This window comes from Myxococcus xanthus, assembly GCF_006402735.1.
Classification (GTDB): domain Bacteria; phylum Myxococcota; class Myxococcia; order Myxococcales; family Myxococcaceae; genus Myxococcus; species Myxococcus xanthus_A.
Genome location: NZ_CP017174.1, coordinates 568,743 through 586,067, shown reverse-complemented (window position 1 = coordinate 586,067; position 17,325 = coordinate 568,743). Strand labels below are relative to the sequence as shown.

The following is a 17,325-nucleotide window of genomic DNA, read 5'->3' as shown; positions in this document are numbered from 1 at the left end:
TCTCTGGAACGCTCTTTCGCTCGTTTTGGGGAGAGAGACCGAGAATGGTTAACAGTTTTGTTAACCACCCAGGGCAGCCGATTCTGACAATCCCGGGCTTTCAATGCTGACGGCCAGCATGAGGGATGGGAGCACTGCTCATCGCATCTTGAGCACCACTCGAAAGCGGGCGTGGTTGCTCATCATTCGCTCGAAGGCCTCGCCAGCGCGCTCCAGGGGAAACACCTCGTTCTGGGAGCGCACGCCCGTGAGCGCGCTGAAGTCCATGGTGTCCTGCGAGTCCTGGGGAATGCCGCTGGGCCAGCCCTGGACGCGCTGGCGCTTCATGATGAGTTGCAGGCTGGTGACGGGAATGGGCTCCGCGCCCGCGCCCAGCAAGAGCAGGACGCCGTCGCGGCCCAGGCCGCCAATCATGTCCGCCACCAGGCTGTTGCTCGACGCGGTCATCATGATGACGCGCGCGCCGCCCAGGGCATGGAGCGCCTTGCCCACCTCGCCCTTCTCCGTGTCGATGTATTCATGGGCGCCCAGCTCCGTCGCCAGCTTCCGCTTGTCCGCCCCGCGCGAGATGGCCACGGTGCGGTAGCCCAGCTTGCGCGCGAACTGGATGGCCAGGTGCCCCAGGCCGCCAATGCCTTGCACCGCCACCAGGGAGCCCGGCTTCGCGCCCATGTTCCGCAGGGAGTTGAACGTCGTCACGCCCGCGCACAAGAGCGGCGCGGCGTCCTCGGACTTCATGCCGTCCGGGACTCGGGCCAGGGCCTCCTGGGGCGCGAGCATGTATTCGGCGTAGCCGCCGTCGTAGGTGATGCCGCAGATTTGCTGGAAGTCGCAGGTGACGAAGTCGCCCACGCGGCACGCGGGGCACTGGCCGCAGTGGCCCCCGTGCCAGCCCACGCCCACGTGCTGACCCGCCTTCCACGCCGTCACCCCGGGCCCCACCTTGTCGATGCGGCCCACCACTTCATGACCGGGCACCCGCGGGTACTGCACGGGCATCCACCCCTCCTTGGTAATCGCATCGCTGTGGCAGACACCACACGCATTCACGGCGATGAGCACCTGTCCGGGGCCGGGCTCGGGGACGTCCCGCTCCACGACTTCGAGTGGGCCCTTCGCCTGCATCACCTGCACCGCTTTCATCTTCCTGGCCATCGCGCCTTCCCCCATGGGTGTAAAGAACGCGGGTGAATATGGGCAGGCTCCGAAGGGAAGACGACAGTCCAGCTGGAGTTGAGGAGGCGGCCGTGCTGGCGGCCGCCTCCATGCCGGTGTTGCTCCGTGGCGGGTGAGGGTGGCGGGGACCAGCCACGGCGAATGGGCCGTCGCCCCTCGGATGGCAGAGAGTCGAGCGCTCCCGCGACCTCGGTGCCGCCCGCGAGCGCCCCACCCCCAAGGACATCGAGGCGCTCAACGCCAGACATTTCGCATATGACATTACATCGAATGAGCCACAAGGTGCTCACGGCGGTTGAGGCCAGTAGCCATCGCAGGCGAACCATGCTGCTGCGTCCTGTGGCCGCACGGTTGCCAGTGCCTCTCGCATCGCTCTCACCTTCGCCCCAGTCAGCCAAACTCGGTCGCTGCATCATCGGGGCGCCGCCGCACGTTCGACAGTGCGTCAAGGCCAGTGAGCGAGGCGCGCGGTCGTCGTTCAGTCTGGCCGGCGACTCGCGAGGCAGGCTCCTGGAATGAGGCAGAGCCCACCGAGTGATGGGCCCTCTCTCCACCACGATGGTACGATTGCCACCGACAGGTCTGACATCATGAAGGCCACAACGAGCACTGGCTGCTGGAACGCCGCAGCTTCCTCTCGCCGCAACAGGCCCGACAACAAGGCCACGACCAGCACGCCACCAACGAGCCATTTCAGGATGCGCACCGAGAACCACTCCTCTTCGACCGCCAATGGGAAGGCGCTGTGCTGGTCCAGAGGCATCGACAACAGCTCCCGCTGACACGTCACGTAGAGCGTCCGGTCGTGCACTAGCAGGCCGCCCAGGTCGGCGTGGCCGACGTCGTGCACGGCGAGGCACTCGGTGGAGTCGAGCGACCAGACGCGCACGGTGCCATCGAAGCTCCCGGTGCACAGCAGCCCGCGCGAGGGCTCCACCGCGACGAAGTCCACCCAGTGCGCATGGCCCTGCCATTGCCGCACGACGCGGCCGGTGCGGCTGTGGAACATGCGGGCCACGAAGTCCCAGGACCCGCAGAGGAGGTGCTCTCCCTCGGGGTGCCAGGCCAGCGCCCGGAGGGTGTTCGACGGGCGGTTCCACACGATGCCGATCTGATTCTTGCGCTCGGCGCCGAGGGGCTCATGGCGCGCGGTGGCCATGCGCAGGTGGAAGAGGGCGCGGACGTTGAGCGTGAGGCCTTCGAGCAGGTGCACGGCGCCGTTGCTTCCGCCCACGGCGACGAGGCCCTGGCGGGCGCATGCGCGAGCGCGTAGAGCGGTCCGGTCTCCAGCGTGCGCAGGTTCTCGCCCGTCCATGCGTCCCACAGCTGCGCGCTGCGGTCACCGCTGATGGAGACGACGCGGTCCTCGCTGACGACCGCGGCGGCCTGGACCTCCTCTCCGTGGCCCTCGAAGGTCTGAACGCGTCGCCAGTCCTTGGAGTCCCAGACGGCCAGGTCGCGGATCTAGTGCGCCTCGAGCACGCGGCCCAGCTCGGCTTCACCCGCCAGCCGGAACGAGGGCTCTCCATTCCGACAGATGGCGCCCGTCTTCAGGCCCCGCGTGCACTCACCGGTCGCCAGACTCCAGAGGAAGATGCGCCCGCGCCCGTTCGCGGCGATGTGACGCCCGTCGGGCCACAGCATCGGCGCCCCGAGCGGATCTCCGTCGGGTTCGCCCGCATCGAGCCACTGGGGATAACGGCGCCACATCGCTCAGTCTAGCGCGTACGCAAAGGGCTGTGCGCTCGTGACGAAGGGAGTGCCAAGCCAGCTCCGACGACAGCCATCTGAGCCTGCCCCAACTTCGGTCGCCACATCAGTACCTCCCGAGGGCAGACGGTGCACGGGGCCTCGCACCGGGTGCACCGGTAGCGGCGTACGTCCACCCCTCGCACCTGGACGCCGTCGCCCCATTCCAGAGGCCCCAGCACCTGCCTGTCTCGCAGCCTTGTCGGAACCGCTCCAACTCCGCGTCCATGTCCACCTCCTCGTGTGAGGTGACAGGACGTCTCACGACTCGGTTGCGCTGGTCACGACGGGGGACGGCGAGCTCTTACTCGGTTGCGGGCACTGCCACCTCGGCGGCAGAGTGGAGGCGAGAAGCGCAGTGATACTGCGCGAGGAGGACGACCTTGTTTGCGAGAAGCTCCTGGGGTTGAGTTTCATCCATGGTCTTTTCGCACTGGCTTCCCTTGCTCACCCTGCTGGCCGCGCCGCCCTCATCTGCGCCGCTCGCACCTCGACCCAGCCCCTTCGCGACTTGGTTCGATGCTCGCGTCAAGGAGGAGAAGCCCGAGGTTTTCACTCGGTACCAGGTGGATCTCGACGGAGATGGTCGGGATGACGAGGTGGTCTGTTACGCCTTCAAGGGAGCGGACGGCTTTATTGGGAACTCGGTCGTCTTGGTGGGGCTGGCTCGCGGTGAGCGCTTCGCTCTGGGTGGAACAGAGACCACGGACGCGTTCGACATCCCTTCTCCGCCCTCCAATGCCCCAGACTCCAGCAAGGCCCTCGTCCTCAAGTATCGGAACCTGACGAACTATGCGGAGCTCAGCCTCCGCTTCGACCAGCATGGCCCCATGCTCATGCAGTTCGTTGAAAGCGGCCACCAATGCACGGAGACGGTGAATCTACAGACGCAGCGCGCCACGATGAGGTGCAGCAATTTGGACCCTGATTTCGACGACGAAGACTTCGTGAGTGAAAAAGAAGACTTCGTGACTGAAACAACGGTTCTGCTTGTATCCAACGTGGATTCATCCACCCTTCCCCCGGGACACGTTTCCTCGAGCCAGAAGCAATGGACGGGCAATGGGGATGCGGGCCTGAAGGTGCGCCTCCGGCGTCGCGGCGACATGCTCAGGGTCATCGCTCAGTTGGAAGATGACAGGATGGTGCCTTCCAAGGACGCCACCCCCAAGGCCGTCCTCGCGGCGGATCACCTTGAACTGTGGTGGGCCGAACGAGAGCCTACCGCCCCCTCGGATGCACAGGTGCAGTTGGCTGTCGCGCGCACCGAGGCAGGTACTCCCGTGGCCATGTGGCTCCGCCCTCCCGCACGAAAGGATACGTCACTGCCTTCGGTACGCTGGACGTCCCCCGCGCAGGTGGAGGTGGACCTACCACTGAGCTGGCTTCCTCGGAAGCCAGCTGCTGCTGGCAACATCTATACTCACCTCAGCTCTCGACGCCCCTATCTCTCCGTCGCCTTCTCCGATGGAGACGGGGAGGGGCAGGAGACGCTCATCAGGACCTTCGCCAGGTTCTTTGTCGTGAAACCGGGGCGTCGCTATCCTGCGCTGGAGCAAAGCCTCCAATACTGGCAGCGCGTGAGCAAGCAGGCCACGCTGAGAAGCCTCGCCACAGTGCCGTAGTGGCACCTTGACTGCACGTCTGGAAGGCCTCGAATGAGTGGCCATTCTCCGCATGTTCGACTTCTTCGGCGCGGCCAGAGTCAGAGCGAAGTGCGCCAGACATGCCACCGCGCCCGCTGCGCCTCCCATGCCCCTGCGTGTGCAATGACACGGAGGGCCCGCTCGCTGAGGGGCTCCTTCCCGTCGACGGCTTCGAGAAACAGCACCTCCTCCTGAATGTCGGGCGCCAGCAGTTGCAGGTCCAGCAGGTGCGTCACACGCGCGCTCCAGCAAATCGAGCCCCGAGTCGGCACGCTCGAAGTCGACGAGGGACAGGTCGAGCCGGACGACGGCTCCCTCCTCGCGAGAAATCTCCAGCACATCGTCGCGAATCGAGTCCCAGTACTTTCGGCGGTCGATGACGACGCGCTCCAAGGTAGAGCCCAGGTCCAACTGGATGGCCAGCTCGCGAAGCGGCTCCTCGCTCACCAGCCGCGTGCAGAGCCCCACCAGACGGTCGGCGTCCAGCGCGACTCGGTTCACGCGCCCTGAAGACGGCTTCACCAGGACGAAGTCCCAGCTCCGTGAGTCGCCGCGCATCCCGAGCATCATCGCGGTCACTCACCGCGGCCTCCCTTCCCCAACAGGGCCGAAGGGCCGCACACCGCTCAAGAGAGACTCAACAAGAGGGGCGATGGCGCATGTGCCACCGCCCCGCTTCACTGCCTCAAGGCAACGTCAGGACGGCGTCAGTCCTCGCGCCGCCTCCACGCGAGGAGCGAGAGCAACGCCATCGCCAGCGGGAGCGCGGCAGTCGTCCCGGTGGACGAGCAACCGCTGGACTCCTTCGGCGCCGGGCTCACCGTCACCGTGACCCGGTCCTGGCGGACAGGCCACTCTCCGAGGAGACCTTCACCACGAAGACGAACTCCGTGGCGGCCGAGACCTCAGGCGCGGTGAACTGGACACGCGCCTGCGTCGCATCCTGGAGCGTCACGGCGGGGCCCTCGCTCTGGCTCCACGCGTAGGTCAGCGTCCCCTGCTCCGGGTCCGTGGCCGTGGCCGTCAGCTGCGCCCCGCGGCCACGGAAGCAACCACTCCACTGGCCGTCAGGGCCCTGGTGCTCCAGTCTGGCGACGTCCGCGTGGCCATCGTCTCGACGGAGCTGTTGACCCCCCCTTCCTCGATGCGACTCTCCCTGGCGGCCCTCCTCCAGGAGTTGAAGGTCACCGAGCTGTTCGTGACGGCCACGCACACCCATTCCTCCATGGGGAGCTACGAACCGTCCTCCCTCTTCCAGCTCGGCGGAGTCGGGCGGTTCCGCCCAGCCGCGAGAGAAGCCATCATCGCGGCGACAAGCAGCGCCTTGCGGCGGGCGGTGGACACACTCACCCCGGTCTCCGTCGAGCTGGGTGAGGGCATCGTCCCCGACCTCATCGTCTCTCGCGGTCGCGCCGAACCCCATGTCGATGCCCGGTTGACACGTCTGGTCTTCCGACACGAGCAGCGGAAGGTCGCGGAGCTCTCCATCTTCTCGGCGCATCCGACGCTCGCCCCCCACAAGTCCCGGACCCTCTCGGGAGACTATCCGGGGCGGTACAGCCGCACGCTGGAGGAGGAAGGTGGAGTGGTTCTCTTCCTCCAGGGCATGGTCGGGAATGCTCGGGCAACCCTCCCCTCACAGGAGAGCGACTCCCCCTCCCGGGATGCGCTCTTCGCAACGCTCCTGACGCACGCGGCTCGCGGCATCCATCCCGCTCCCGTCCCGGCGGAGGGACTGGCCTACACGCGGGTCCAGGTGAAGCTCCCGCGCCCCGATGCAAGCCGACTCGTGCCCGTCGGCCTGCACGGCGTCACCGAGAACGCCCTGTGCCACCTGGGCCCTCGCCAGGCCGAGGCCTCTCGACTGAGCCTGGGGTCCGTGAGCTTGCTGTTCGTGCCAGCCGAAGTGACGCTTCCAGCGGGCCGCCTGCTCGAGGCAGCGGGCGGCGCAACCCGCGTCATCTCGCTCACGGGTGACTACATCGGCTATCTGGATTCGCCCGAGCACGTCCGGAATCGGAGCGGTGAGAGTCAGCTCCAGTACTTTGGCCCCGAGCTCCTCGAGACCTTCGTCCGGGCCGCCGCGTTGACGGCCTCCAGCCTCGAGAGCCCCTGACCCTGCGACGTCGGCTGTCCGCGGGACGCCACGCACGGGCCGCGACGCCCTCAGCCAGCATCTTCGAAGCCACCCGGGACGCCCCTGCAAGCCAGGACCCGATGCTATGACAGACGCATGACGACGCTGAAGGAGTGGCTCCTGGCGGTCCTGCCGTTCACGGCGCTGGTCCTGCTCTGGCGCTTCTCGGTCTCGCGCGAGAAGCGGCACACCCAGACGCTCTACCGCGCCATCGACGAAGGGGCCGTGAGCGAGGTCCAGGCCATCCTCTCGAAGCAGGCCTTCCCGAACCTGCGCTCGGTGGTCGTCGCGAGCGCCATCGTGAGGGCCGTCGAATCCAGACAGGTTGCCGTGCTCGACTTCCTGCTCAGCCCCGAGCTGAAGCCCGTGACGCTCACCCAGAAGCTCGATTCCTTCCTTCACGACCAGGCGATGAAGGGTGGCTGGAGGGGCGTGGTGCTCTGGCGCTCGCGGAACTCGCACCTGTTCTTGCCCTGGAGGGACCTGAGCAAGCGGGACAAGCTCCGGCTGAGGGCCATGGCCACCCGCGTCGTCGAGGCGGAGCCCTCGAAGGTCTTTCTTCGCCACGACGTCCGAGGATGGACCGTCGCCTGAAACGACGAAGGGCCCGTGCGTGTGCACGAGCCCTCGTGGAACGTCACCCGCGCGCGGCGAGGCCCTCGCGCCGCCGCTCCCCCAGGGTCATCGACTGGACGCGGGCTGCAGGAACAGCAGGTAGTGGTCCGGAAGGCCGTCGTACTCAGACACGATGGAGTAGCCCGCCTGCTGGGCGGCGGCGACGAGCGGCGGGCGCATCGCCCGAAGGTGCGTCACCGCGATACGGCCATTCGGGGCGAGGGCGAGACGCAGCCTGGTCAGGTAGGCCACACGGTCCGAGAGGAAGTGGTCCACCTCGGAGAGAAGGATGAGGTCGTACGCGCCGGGTTCGAGGCCTGGCTCGTCCGGTTCCACCTTGCGCAACACGACGTTCTTCCGCTCGGACATCCGCGCGCGAAGCCGCTTGAGGGCCTCGTCGTTGATGTCGGTCGCGACCACCTGTCCCGCCGGACCGACGGCCTCCGAGAGTCGCTGCGTGAAGTAGCCCAGGCCCGCTCCGACATCGGCAATCCGCTGTCCCGGCGCAATTCCCAGCGCGGCGATGAACCTGGCAGGCTGACGGGACTGGTCATACGAGGCCTGCACGCCTTCGACCCCTCCGAGGCCATGGAGGTCGGCGGGCTGCTCCGCCGCAGGGGCCTCCGTCGGCGTCCGGGATGGCTCGGGGCGCTTTTCCTCTCCGCCCTCGGAGCGACATCCGCCTGTCGCTGCGGTCACCAGACAGAGCAGCAGCCGCGCGAGACGACGGGGCGTTGCATGGGCACGAAAGGGAGTCATTCCGGGCGACCTCTTCGGAGGGGAGGAGCAACGGGTGCTCCTTCGAGGATTGCACCCCCATGCTGGCTCACGGCGTCAGGGGAATCCACTCCGACGCCGCGACGAGCCCGCCCGTGGCCACGTCCAGCGCCGCGAACTGCGCGCCCTGCACGCCCACGCGCCGGGTACACGAAGCGCACGCGCCCGGCCGGTGGACAGACCGATTGAACCCCCTTGGGGTACACGCCTGCCCAGGCCGCGCTCCCATCAGGTGCGTGGCAGGGGCCGCCGGCCTGTTGGCTGTCTTGAGCCTCAACACCACACGGCCTGGGGTGGCCCTCGTGCCGGGGCCAACCTCGCACAGGCCGTGGGCAAGCCCAGGTGCTCCACAATCGCCCGCACCCCGGGGGCCCCCTTCACGTTCGCCAACACCCTTAAGCCTGCCTCCACACCTCACAACACGACGCCGCTGACGGAGATTCATCCGGGCACGGAAATCTGGGTCAAGTACTGAGGCGCGAGGAGGAACGATGACTCGCCATCTATGCGCCGTACTCGCCGCGTGCGCCGTGCTCGGCGCGTGCTCGGACGCTGACAAGAAGCCCTCAGGCACGCTCCAGATCACAGGATGTCAGCACCGTTCTGCTGACGTCACGAGCCGGTCACAGCCACGGTCACGAGGCTTGCCTGGATGCCCACCCCTCGGGGTGCCGACCGCCCTTCGGCCCTTGCACCGTGCGCAGATGTCTTTGGGCTTCGCGTTCTCCAAGTACTCCGCGTGACCGCATGGACAGGACTGCCACCTTCTTTCGATCCCACCCGACGATCCCAACCGTTTCACGGCAGCTTTCCCGTGTCATGACAGTCGATTGCGCTTCTCGCTTCGGGGTCCTTCACATGGCTGATTCCCGGACCTCCAGTCCGGTGAGTCGACACCCGATCGAAACCCCATGACCCCATTCCGAAGTCTATGGATTGCGGCCGCCCTACTGATGGCCGCCTGTGGAACGCCTGAGCTCACGCAGCCCGACGACGTACAGGATGCGACGACGGCCCAGGGCCTCTCCACGCTCTCCGTGCGAGGAACCACCAGCGCGAGCGGCCTGGCCATCACCGCCCTCTCCATCCCCACCCCCGTCGGTACGGCCGCCGGAGATGTGCTGGTGATGCAGCTGAGCAATCGCGAGGCCGTCGCCGCCGTCGCCACCCCACCCGCTGGCTGGACGCTGCTGCGCTCCGAGCAGAGCGCCTCGGCCATCAAGTCCTGGCTCTTCCTCCGCGTGGCCAACGCGGCCGAGCCGAGCAGTCACACCTTCACCCTCGACCTCGCCAGCTCCATGGCGGCCACCCTGGTCGCGGTGTCGGGCGCGGATCCGCTCCAGCCGATCGACGTGCACGTGGGCCAGAAGAATGGCAACAGCGCGAGCCTCGCGCTGCCCGTCGCCACCACGTCGTCCGCGAACGGCCTCGCAGTGTGGTTCTCGGCCCAGGTCTGGGGAGGCGCCGCGTGCCCCGCGGTCCACACCCCTCCGGCGGGCTTCACCGAGCAGCTCGACACCTGCCTCGTCTCGTCGTCGCGCGGCGTGCTGCACAGCGCCGCCACCTCGGAGCTCGGGGCCGCAGGTGCCCAGCCCGCCTTCACCGGCAGCTCCACGCTCCCCAACACCAACATCACGCACGCGGTGGTGCTGCGTTCCCTCCAGCCGCCGGCCACCGAGGAGATCACCCTCGTCGGCACCACGCACGCGAGCGGCAAGACGGTCACCAGCCTGACCCTCTCGACCCCTACGGGCGTCGCCGCCGGTAACGTGCTGCTGGCGCACCTTGCGAACCGGAACCAGATCGGCGCCGAGATCACCCCGCCTGCAGGTTGGACGCTGGTGCGCACCGACATGAGCACCTGGAGCATCCGCGGCTGGGTCTTCGTCCGCGTCGCCACCGCCAGCGAGCCCGCGAGCCACACTTTCCAGAGTTCCATCGCGAGCTACCTCGTCGGCAACCTCGTGGCGTATGCCGGCGTCGATCCGGCCAACCCGATCGACACGCACGCCGGCAAGAGCAACAGCGGCTCGACGGCCTTCACTACGCCGCAGCTGAGCACCTCGACCGCGGGCGGGGCTGCCGTCTGGTTCGGCGCGCAGGCGTGGACCGGCGCCGCGTGTCCGACCCCGGCGATCGAGCCCCCCGTGGGCTTCGCCGAGACCTACGACACCTGCTTGGTGTCCTCGTCCCAGGGCCTCGTCTTCAACGCCGCCTTCAGGCCCCTCGCCGGTGCCGGCCTCCAGGGACCGTTCAACGGGAGCTCGACGTTCGCCGAGACCAACGTCGCGCAGGTCGTCGCCCTTCGCCGCGCCGAGGTCGCGCCGTCCTCGGGGGTCGCGTTGCGTGGGAGCTCGCACCACAGCGGCCTGTCGATCGCTTCGCTGTCGATCCCCAAGCCGTCGGGGACCGAGGCCAACGACGCGCTCATCGCGCGGGTGACCGTGCGCAACAACATCTCCGCGACCGTCACGCCGCCCGCCGGCTGGACGTTCCTGCGCTCGGAGCAGAGCGCCTGGGCCATCCGCACCTGGATCTTCTACCGCGTCGCGGGCGCCTCCGAGCCTGCGAGCTACGCGTTCGAACTGGACGCGACCACCCACATGGCGGGGAGCGTGGAGGCCTTCAGCGGCGTCGATCCGGTCCAGCCAATCGACGTGCACGCAGGCCAGAAGAACGGCGACTCCGCGTCGTTCACCGTGCCCGACGTGGTGACCGGCAGCGCGGGTGGCCTCGCCGTCTGGTACGGCTCACAGGTCTGGCCGGACGCCACCTGCCCTGCCACCGGCATCGAGCCGCCGCTCGGCTTCACCGAGGCCTTCGACGCGTGCCTGGGTCACACCAACGGACTGCTCTTCAATGCGGCCTACCGGTCGCTCACCGCGCCGGGCCTCCAGGCGGGCCTCTCCGGCAGCTCCGCGTTCGTGCAGACCAACACCGCGCACGTGATCGTCCTGCGCGCCGCCAACGCCCCCACCTGCATGGTCGGCGACACGTACGCGAGCACCTTCACGCTCCAGGGCACCGTGACCGCGCCGGAAATCGTGGAGCCCTCGGGCCTGGCCGCGAGCCGCGTGGTCGGCAACGCGCTCTACGTGCACAACGAGGACACCACCGCGATCGTCGCGATCGACACGCTCAACGCGAGCACGATCGGCACGTTCAACGTGACCAACGTGACGCCGGCCGACTGGGAGGACCTCGCAACCGGGCCCTGCCCGAGCGGCTCGTGCATCTTCATCGGTGACATCGGGAAGTGGAGCGCCAACTTCCCTCCGGGTGGCAGCCCCACGTCGTTCACGATCTACCGCGTGCCCGAGCCGGATCTCGCCAACGGTCAGACCTCGGGGGGGCTCGTCGCCGAGGCCTTCCCGTTCGTCTATCCGGACGGCGCGAAGGACGCGGAGTCGCTGATGGTGCACCCCACCACCGGGGACATCTACGTCGTCACCAAGAACGGGGGCACGGGGCAAAGCGGCGTGTATAAGTTCCCCCAGCCGCTGACGCCGGGCGTGCAGGCCACGCTGATCCACGTCCACACGATCCAGCTGCCGCTGAACGGCGACGCCAACTTCTCGGCCGCGACCGCGGCGGCGATCCACCCATGCGCAGATCGCTTCCTCCTTCGCACCTACCGCACTGTCTACGAGTTCCGTGCGACGCCGGGACTTGGCTTCGAGTCGGCCGTCTTCGCGACGCCCGTCACGCTGACCGACACCACCGAGGGCCAGGGTGAGGCGATCGAGTACGAGGCCAACGGCGCGAGCTACTTCACGATGAGCGAGAGCCCCTCGCCCTTCAGGCTCAAGCGCGTGCCCCTGCGGTAGGACCGCGTCGACACGCCGAGGAGCAAGGCCGGTCGTGGGGCACGTCCCCATGGCCGGCCTTGCTGTTCCGAGTTGGGAGCTCGCGCTCGGTGCCGCCGCTCACGCGGTCGTACACACGGCGTCCCGCCTGAAGCCCAGGCACACCCGCGGGCCGGAGCATGAGCACCGGTCCCCGCGCGCATCGCCGGGCCTGATGCCTCTCCTCGGACGCGACGTGCAGCACGGAGGTCTCCGCGTCAGACTCCTTGCGAACCCGCGGGGCAGCTGCGCCCGCTGCGAGAGAGTCCACGCGATGGAGACCATGGCCACGGCGCTGCGACGCTACTTCGACGAGAGCGGCTTCGGAGAGGACGGCGGGTACGCGTCCGATTGGGTCGACTTCAAGCTCGGCCCCCTCCCCTTCCCGCTCCCCAACACCGAGGCTCGCAAGCGCGCGGTGCGCTTTCACGATCTGCACCACGTCCTCACCGGCTATCGCACCGACCTCACGGGCGAGTTCGAGATCTCCGCGTGGGAGATCGGCGCGGGCTGCGGCGACTTCCACGCGGCCTGGGTGCTCAACCTCTCGGGCATGACCGGGGGGCTGCTGACGGCCCCGGTGCGCACCTGGCGCGCGTTCGTCCGCGGGCTCGACGAGCAGTCCACCTACGGGCGCGACTACGAGGCGCTGCTCGAGCGCAACGTCGAGGACCTGCGCGCGGAGCTCGGGATCGGAGCGGGTCCCCACCGAGCGGGCCTCGGCGCCGCGCTTCGCTTCGCCGCAGCGATCACTGCGGGCGCGGTGGTCGGCTCGCTGATGATGCTGGTGCTCGTCTCTCCCATCACCCTGGCGCTCTGGTCGCGGGGCCGAAGGGCCAAGGCCCAGGCGCTGGCCGCCACGCCCTGAGGGACGCCGACGCGCCGGACAGGGCGCGGGTGAACCGCGCTGACCCACCACCTCGCCGCGCGGGCGCGCTCAGTTCCAGGTGCAGTTGAGCGCAACGCCCATGCCCACCGTGCCGCGGCTGCCCGGGAGCAACGTCGGCGCGACGGTGAGCCGCGTGGAGCGAAACTGCTTCGCGCTGTGGTGGGAGGTCAGCTCGTAGCCGAGCGCGCCGAGCAGCACCGTGCCCACGAGCGTCGCATCGAACACGGTGCCGGCGTGAGAGGGATCGAGAAGCTGCATGGTCGTCGTGCCCACGGTCATGCCGACGGCCATGCCCACCAGCACGCCCCACCAAGCGCCATCGCCGCCATCCAGTGGCCCACCAGCAGGGTCCCGCCCAGCAGGCCCAGCCCGGCACCGATGGTGCCGCCCGTGACGAGTGCCGCGAAGGAGAAGAAGCCTTGGCTCCGTCCCTCGCACATCGCGAGATTGGCGATCAGGTAGCCACCCGTGCCCAGGAGCGCTCCGCCGGCGGCCCCACCCAGCGACGCGACCGCGAAGCGAGGCAGGTTCACGCCCAGGAGCGAGGTGCCTGCGCGCTGCGCCTCGCCGTCAGCGGGAGGCATGGCGAGCGTCGAAGCGAAGCTGGCGTGCGCGTCCTGGGCAACCGCCTCGACCACCGCGGCCTCGGGGGTCTGGGCCTGCACGCCGATCGGCGCGAGCATCGCCAACAGCAGGAGCATCCAACCGGTCATCGACGTCACGCGCGCATAAGAGGAATGGGGGCCCTGTTGAGGGGGAGGGAGGGTGCAGAGGGGCCGAGGAGGGCCGCTGACGGGGCCGCCCGAGCGATGCTCCCGGCCGGTGGACAGACCGCTTGAACCCCCTTGGGGCACACGCCTGCCCAGGCCGCGCTCCCATCAGGTGCGTGGCAGGAGCCTTGGCCTGTTGGCGCCTCTTGAGCCTCAACACCACACGACCTGGGGTGGCCCTCGTGCCGGGGCCAACCTCGCACATGCCGTGGGCATGCCCAGGTGCTCCACAATCGCCCGCACCCCGGGGGCCCCCTTCACGTACGCCAACACCCTTGAGCCTGCCTCCACACCTCACGCAGGCGAACACATCGAAGTCGAACGTCCTCCTGAGCAACTCGGCGAAAGTCCACTCGCGGTGTCCTCTCCTTCACCCGCTCCTTCCCGGCCGCTGCCTCAAGCCCCGCGCTCGCCTCCTGCGCACCTGCTTACAACCGCCCCGTGTAGCCGTTGAATGGCCGCGACGTGGGGGTCCAGTCCGGTCACTGATTCGGATTCGCGGCGCCCATGGGCTCAAGGGGGCCTCCAACACCTCGTCACTCCAGCGCTGGCGGACGGAGCAGCTTCTGGAGACGGACGAGGTGTGAGGACGTCGGGTGCTTCGCCTGGAAGTCCTCGGCGCGCTGCTGGGCTTCCGCGAGTCGGCCCAGCAGCACCAACGCCTCGATGGCGAGCACCTCCCGCTCCTGCGCGAGCGTGCCCGCCTGGAACCGGGACGCGTGTCCTCGCAGCAGCGAGAGGGCCTCCTCGGCGGCGCCTCGCTGGAGGGCACGGTGGGCGTCATCGATGAGCAGCAGCTCCTCGTCCTCCGGGCTCGCGGCGCGAGCTTCCGGCGGCGGCTCCACGACGGGCTTCTGGAGGGCTTGCGGCGGGCTCGTCCGAGGCGCGACGGGAGCCGGCGCACGCTCCACGATGGGGGCGGCGGGCTCGGGACGCGGGGTGGGCGCTTCGGCAACGGGGGGCGCCGACACGACGACCTCGGCGGGCACCTCGCTCCGTGGACGCTCCACCGGCGGCGTCTCCCGCTGGGCCTGGGCGACCGTCGGAGGCTGTGCGCGCTCGTAGACGCGGCCCGCCTGGAAGGAGCCCACGGCCCCCGTGAGCGCGGCCACGCCCACGAGCACCTTGAGCTTGAGGCCCGTGGCCACCGTCGCGCCACCCGCGAGCGGCTCGGACGCGGGCGCCACCGGAGCCGGTGAGGGAGCCGCAGGGGCCGGGGGCGGCTGGAGGGGTGCCAATCGGGCCGCGAGGGACGCCAGCTGCGCGGCCGAGGGCCCATCGTCCAGGGCGGAGCCCAGCAGCTCGCGCAGCTCGGGCGAGGCATCGGAGGACTCCTCCAGGAGTCGCACGGGCTCGGGCGTCCTCATCTCTCGCCTCCTTGCAACCGGGCCACGGCCTCCTGGACCTGCTTGCGCGCAGCGTACAGCCGCGCGTAGGCGGTCTGCACGGGGCACCCCACCGCCTGGGCCACGTCGGCCATGGCCCACTGCTCGATTTCGAAGAGGACGAACACCGCCCGCTTGTCCTCGTCGAGCGCATCCAGGATGCGGTCCAACCGGGCCCGCGCCTGCGTGCGCGCCACGGACTCGAGCTGCTCGGGGGGACGGGCCTCGTCGGGAGTCTCCGCGACGGGGGTCTCCCGCCGGACGTGGGCCCGCTTGCGATGGTCCGAGGCCAATCGCATGCAGATGCCGAAGAGCCACGCGGCCACGGGCGCGCGCGGGTCGAACTCGGGGAGACGGCGATGGACCACCAGGAAGGCCTCCTGGCAGACGTCCTCCAGGTCCGCCTCCCTCACGCCCATGCGCCGCAGCGTGCGCCACACGAAGGCCGCGTGCTGGGCATGCACCCGCTCGAAGTCGAGCGGTTCCGCCCCTTCGGGAGCGGGCAGGGCTTGGGGAGGGGGGGGCATCGCGCGGGAGTCCGGGGCCGGCGGACTCTAGTGAGCTTCCCGGCGCCAGGTGAAGCGCTACCCGCCCCCGGTGACTCAGGGCCCCCGGAACGACAGGCCCAGCTCGACGAACGCGCGCAACGGCGCCCCCAAACGCCCCTCCCAGGCGGAGGTCATCGGCAACGTGGGACGCAGCCACCCCACCGCGGCGCCGCCCCCCACATGCAACGCGGTGGCGCTCCCCAGTCGCAGCTCCAGCTGGGCTCGCGCCACCGCGTCACCTCGGATGAGCAAATCCACCTCGTCCACCGCCGGACCCTTTGAGTCCGCCATCACGAACGAGAACGCCGCCGCCGCGCACGTGGACACCTCCCATCGGGAGCCGCCCACCACCAGCGGACACAGCCCCACCTCGGGCGTCGCCAGCATCAGGTCCACCCGCCCGTCCTCGAGCTCCGAGCGGGCCCAGGGCACCACGGAGAGCCCCACGAGCCACGTCACGCGCCCCGCCCCCCGCCAGCCGAAGCGGCCTCCCCATGCGAGGCCGTCCGAGAACCCCGTCGTCGTCAGCGCGGACACGGACACCGTCGAGCGACCCGGCCACGGCGCCGCGCGAGTCGGTGGGGATGACTCCTCGACTGGGACGTCCTCCTCCACCGTCGTGTCGGGCGCTTCGGGGAGCGGTGGTGCCTCCTCGGCGGGAGGCACGACCCCCGAGGGCACCGGGGCGGGCTCCCGGGGACGCAGGGCCTCCGGGTCGATCATCAACGCGAGGACCAGCACGAGCCGACGCTCGATGTCCGCGCACGCGGGCGTGGCGGAGTCGATGTCGCGACTGCCCAGGACGGTACCCCGAGCGTCCACGAGCGTGAGCCTCGCGGACCACCCCGACGAGGACGCCGGCTCCAGCACGCCATGGATGAGCACATCCGGCAGGGCCCCGAACACGGAGCGCCCCAGGCGAGCCTCCACCGCGCGCGCCAGGGGCGCCGCCTGGATGCACTCCGAGGGCGCATTCCAATGCAGTCCCCACCGCGCCGACGAAGGCGCTGGCGACGCGGTGGCGAGGAGCGGGAGGACCACCCCCAGGAAGAGGGGTGGGGTCATGAGGACACGCGGGCGCATTGGAGGTGGCTCATCCGGGTGACCTCTGTATCAGAGGTCGATTCCCCGGTTCCCCGTCAGCTTGTTCGGCGCGAGCTTCACATCCGTCCCGTTGAAGATGAAGAGGGGGAGTCCAATCGCCACCAGTGCGCCGCCACCAATCAGCGAGCCCATGCCCACCTTGCGCCAGGTGTTGTCCTTCGGAAGGGATGAATCGAAGGACCCCGCGCCGTCGAGGGCCATCACCACCCCACCCGCCACCGCCAGGGAGACGCCGAAGATGGTGGCGAGCCAGCCGGTGGTTCGCAGTCCGGAGCTGCCCGGGTCGACCTTCAGGGACACATCCCGCCCGTGGTCCAACAGCGTGAAGCGCCGTGAGGGCGTGATGCCAGACCCCGCAATGAAGAAGTCCGTCGTCGGGTCGCGAAGGGTGACGTCGCAGGGCATCGTGCACTCGCGCTGGAAGTGGATGATGCCCACGGTGCCCGTACCTCGCGTGGTGGCGATGGTGCCGAATCCCTCGCTCGTGACGCGGAAGAGGCTGACCTCGGGGGCGTCCGTCTCGATGCGCACCCGCACGGTCTCATCACGGGGCGAGAACGGCGATTGGGCAAGCGACGTGGGCGCGACGAGACTCAGGGCAAGCAGCAGGCTCAAGGTGTTCCTCCAGACGGCGTGGGCAGCGTCGCCAGATGAATGGAGGCCGGCGCTCCGGATTTTGAAAGG

The 17,325-nt window shown here is 69.1% G+C and carries 18 protein-coding genes; 5 read left to right on the top strand and 13 right to left on the bottom strand.

Annotation, left to right across the window (positions count from 1 at the left end):
• Window positions 1–138 precede the first annotated feature (138 nt).
• The 3 genes from BHS09_RS02635 to BHS09_RS39165 all read right to left on the bottom strand — a co-directional run bounded on the left by BHS09_RS02635 (window position 139) and on the right by BHS09_RS39165 (window position 2,886).
• Entirely contained in the window at window positions 139–1,155 is a 1,017-nt protein-coding gene (locus BHS09_RS02635) for an alcohol dehydrogenase (protein WP_140797068.1), read from the bottom strand.
• 499 nt (window positions 1,156–1,654) lie between these two features.
• Window positions 1,655–2,410: a WD40 repeat domain-containing protein gene (locus BHS09_RS39170; protein ID WP_237080155.1), complete on the bottom strand. Its 756-nt coding sequence runs from the start codon at window positions 2,408–2,410 to the stop codon at window positions 1,655–1,657.
• A gap of 230 nt (window positions 2,411–2,640) precedes the next feature.
• Entirely contained in the window at window positions 2,641–2,886 is a 246-nt protein-coding gene (locus BHS09_RS39165; protein ID WP_237080154.1) for a hypothetical protein, read from the bottom strand.
• Window positions 2,887–3,344: 458 nt separating this feature from the next.
• On the opposite strand from BHS09_RS39165, the gene BHS09_RS39160 reads away from it, so the two are divergent.
• On the top strand, window positions 3,345–4,550 hold the full coding sequence (locus BHS09_RS39160; RefSeq protein ID WP_237077979.1) for a hypothetical protein: 1,206 nt from the start codon (window positions 3,345–3,347) through the stop codon (window positions 4,548–4,550).
• An 80-nt stretch (window positions 4,551–4,630) separates the two neighbouring features.
• Here the strand turns inward: BHS09_RS39160 and BHS09_RS02620 are convergent, their stop codons facing one another.
• From BHS09_RS02620 to BHS09_RS40185, 3 genes are all read right to left on the bottom strand, one after another.
• Entirely contained in the window at window positions 4,631–4,807 is a 177-nt protein-coding gene (locus tag BHS09_RS02620; protein WP_237077978.1) for a hypothetical protein, read from the bottom strand.
• A 471-nt stretch (window positions 4,808–5,278) separates the two neighbouring features.
• Window positions 5,279–5,392 carry an MYXO-CTERM sorting domain-containing protein gene (locus BHS09_RS40190; RefSeq protein WP_418764032.1) on the bottom strand — a complete coding sequence of 38 codons (114 nt, stop codon included), beginning with the start codon at window positions 5,390–5,392 and terminating at the stop codon, window positions 5,279–5,281.
• A gap of 2 nt (window positions 5,393–5,394) precedes the next feature.
• Window positions 5,395–5,598 (bottom strand): PKD domain-containing protein, encoded by a 204-nt coding sequence (locus tag BHS09_RS40185; RefSeq protein WP_418764031.1) that lies wholly within the window; start codon window positions 5,596–5,598, stop codon window positions 5,395–5,397.
• Here BHS09_RS40185 and BHS09_RS02610 point away from each other — a divergent pair.
• Window positions 5,503–6,687 (top strand): neutral/alkaline non-lysosomal ceramidase N-terminal domain-containing protein, encoded by a 1,185-nt coding sequence (locus BHS09_RS02610; RefSeq protein WP_418764030.1) that lies wholly within the window; start codon window positions 5,503–5,505, stop codon window positions 6,685–6,687. The two genes, BHS09_RS40185 and BHS09_RS02610, sit on opposite strands and share 96 nt — an antisense overlap.
• 117 nt (window positions 6,688–6,804) lie before the next feature.
• A complete protein-coding gene (locus BHS09_RS02605) occupies window positions 6,805–7,302 on the top strand; it encodes a hypothetical protein (RefSeq protein WP_140786915.1) in 498 nt (165 codons plus the stop codon).
• 87 nt (window positions 7,303–7,389) lie between these two features.
• Here BHS09_RS02605 and BHS09_RS02600 read toward each other — a convergent pair whose 3' ends face one another.
• Window positions 7,390–7,890: a class I SAM-dependent methyltransferase gene (locus BHS09_RS02600; protein ID WP_237077977.1), complete on the bottom strand. Its 501-nt coding sequence runs from the start codon at window positions 7,888–7,890 to the stop codon at window positions 7,390–7,392.
• Window positions 7,891–9,011: 1,121 nt separating this feature from the next.
• Between BHS09_RS02600 and BHS09_RS02590 the strand changes: the two genes are divergently transcribed.
• Entirely contained in the window at window positions 9,012–11,927 is a 2,916-nt protein-coding gene (locus tag BHS09_RS02590) for a cell wall anchor protein (protein WP_140797067.1), read from the top strand.
• Window positions 11,928–12,228: 301 nt separating this feature from the next.
• A complete protein-coding gene (locus BHS09_RS02585; protein WP_237080153.1) occupies window positions 12,229–12,813 on the top strand; it encodes a Coq4 family protein in 585 nt (194 codons plus the stop codon).
• Window positions 12,814–12,882: 69 nt separating this feature from the next.
• Here BHS09_RS02585 and BHS09_RS02580 read toward each other — a convergent pair whose 3' ends face one another.
• The 6 genes from BHS09_RS02580 to BHS09_RS02550 all read right to left on the bottom strand — a co-directional run bounded on the left by BHS09_RS02580 (window position 12,883) and on the right by BHS09_RS02550 (window position 17,256).
• Entirely contained in the window at window positions 12,883–13,125 is a 243-nt protein-coding gene (locus tag BHS09_RS02580; protein ID WP_140797065.1) for a hypothetical protein, read from the bottom strand.
• Window positions 13,110–13,535: a hypothetical protein gene (locus tag BHS09_RS02575; protein ID WP_140797064.1), complete on the bottom strand. Its 426-nt coding sequence runs from the start codon at window positions 13,533–13,535 to the stop codon at window positions 13,110–13,112. The genes BHS09_RS02580 and BHS09_RS02575 overlap by 16 nt, the downstream gene beginning before the upstream one ends.
• A gap of 605 nt (window positions 13,536–14,140) precedes the next feature.
• Window positions 14,141–14,971 (bottom strand): hypothetical protein, encoded by an 831-nt coding sequence (locus tag BHS09_RS02565; RefSeq protein ID WP_140797063.1) that lies wholly within the window; start codon window positions 14,969–14,971, stop codon window positions 14,141–14,143.
• On the bottom strand, window positions 14,968–15,516 hold the full coding sequence (locus tag BHS09_RS02560) for an RNA polymerase sigma factor (protein ID WP_140786907.1): 549 nt from the start codon (window positions 15,514–15,516) through the stop codon (window positions 14,968–14,970). Before BHS09_RS02560 ends, BHS09_RS02565 begins: the two co-directional genes overlap by 4 nt.
• Before the next feature lie 75 nt (window positions 15,517–15,591).
• Complete coding sequence (locus tag BHS09_RS02555; RefSeq protein ID WP_140797062.1) at window positions 15,592–16,602, bottom strand: hypothetical protein; 1,011 nt, start codon at window positions 16,600–16,602, stop codon at window positions 15,592–15,594.
• Window positions 16,603–16,650: 48 nt separating this feature from the next.
• Entirely contained in the window at window positions 16,651–17,256 is a 606-nt protein-coding gene (locus BHS09_RS02550; RefSeq protein WP_140797061.1) for a hypothetical protein, read from the bottom strand.
• Between the last annotated feature and the right edge of the window lie 69 nt (window positions 17,257–17,325).

Bases quoted from the DNA above. Each gene is read 5' to 3' on its own strand.
- BHS09_RS02565 (WP_140797063.1), bottom strand. From the start codon at position 14,971: ATGAGGACGCCCGAGCCCGTGCGACTCCTGGAGGAGTCCTCCGATGCC.
- BHS09_RS02635 (WP_140797068.1), bottom strand. From the start codon at position 1,155: ATGGCCAGGAAGATGAAAGCGGTGCAGGTGATGCAGGCGAAGGGCCCA.
- BHS09_RS02560 (WP_140786907.1), bottom strand. From the start codon at position 15,516: ATGCCCCCCCCTCCCCAAGCCCTGCCCGCTCCCGAAGGGGCGGAACCG.
- BHS09_RS02605 (WP_140786915.1), top strand. From the start codon at position 6,805: ATGACGACGCTGAAGGAGTGGCTCCTGGCGGTCCTGCCGTTCACGGCG.
- BHS09_RS02580 (WP_140797065.1), bottom strand. From the start codon at position 13,125: ATGGCCGTCGGCATGACCGTGGGCACGACGACCATGCAGCTTCTCGAT.
- BHS09_RS02590 (WP_140797067.1), top strand. From the start codon at position 9,012: ATGACCCCATTCCGAAGTCTATGGATTGCGGCCGCCCTACTGATGGCC.
- BHS09_RS02585 (WP_237080153.1), top strand. From the start codon at position 12,229: ATGGCCACGGCGCTGCGACGCTACTTCGACGAGAGCGGCTTCGGAGAG.
- BHS09_RS39165 (WP_237080154.1), bottom strand. From the start codon at position 2,886: ATGTGGCGCCGTTATCCCCAGTGGCTCGATGCGGGCGAACCCGACGGA.
- BHS09_RS02575 (WP_140797064.1), bottom strand. From the start codon at position 13,535: ATGCTCCTGCTGTTGGCGATGCTCGCGCCGATCGGCGTGCAGGCCCAG.
- BHS09_RS39160 (WP_237077979.1), top strand. From the start codon at position 3,345: ATGGTCTTTTCGCACTGGCTTCCCTTGCTCACCCTGCTGGCCGCGCCG.
- BHS09_RS02555 (WP_140797062.1), bottom strand. From the start codon at position 16,602: ATGACCCCACCCCTCTTCCTGGGGGTGGTCCTCCCGCTCCTCGCCACC.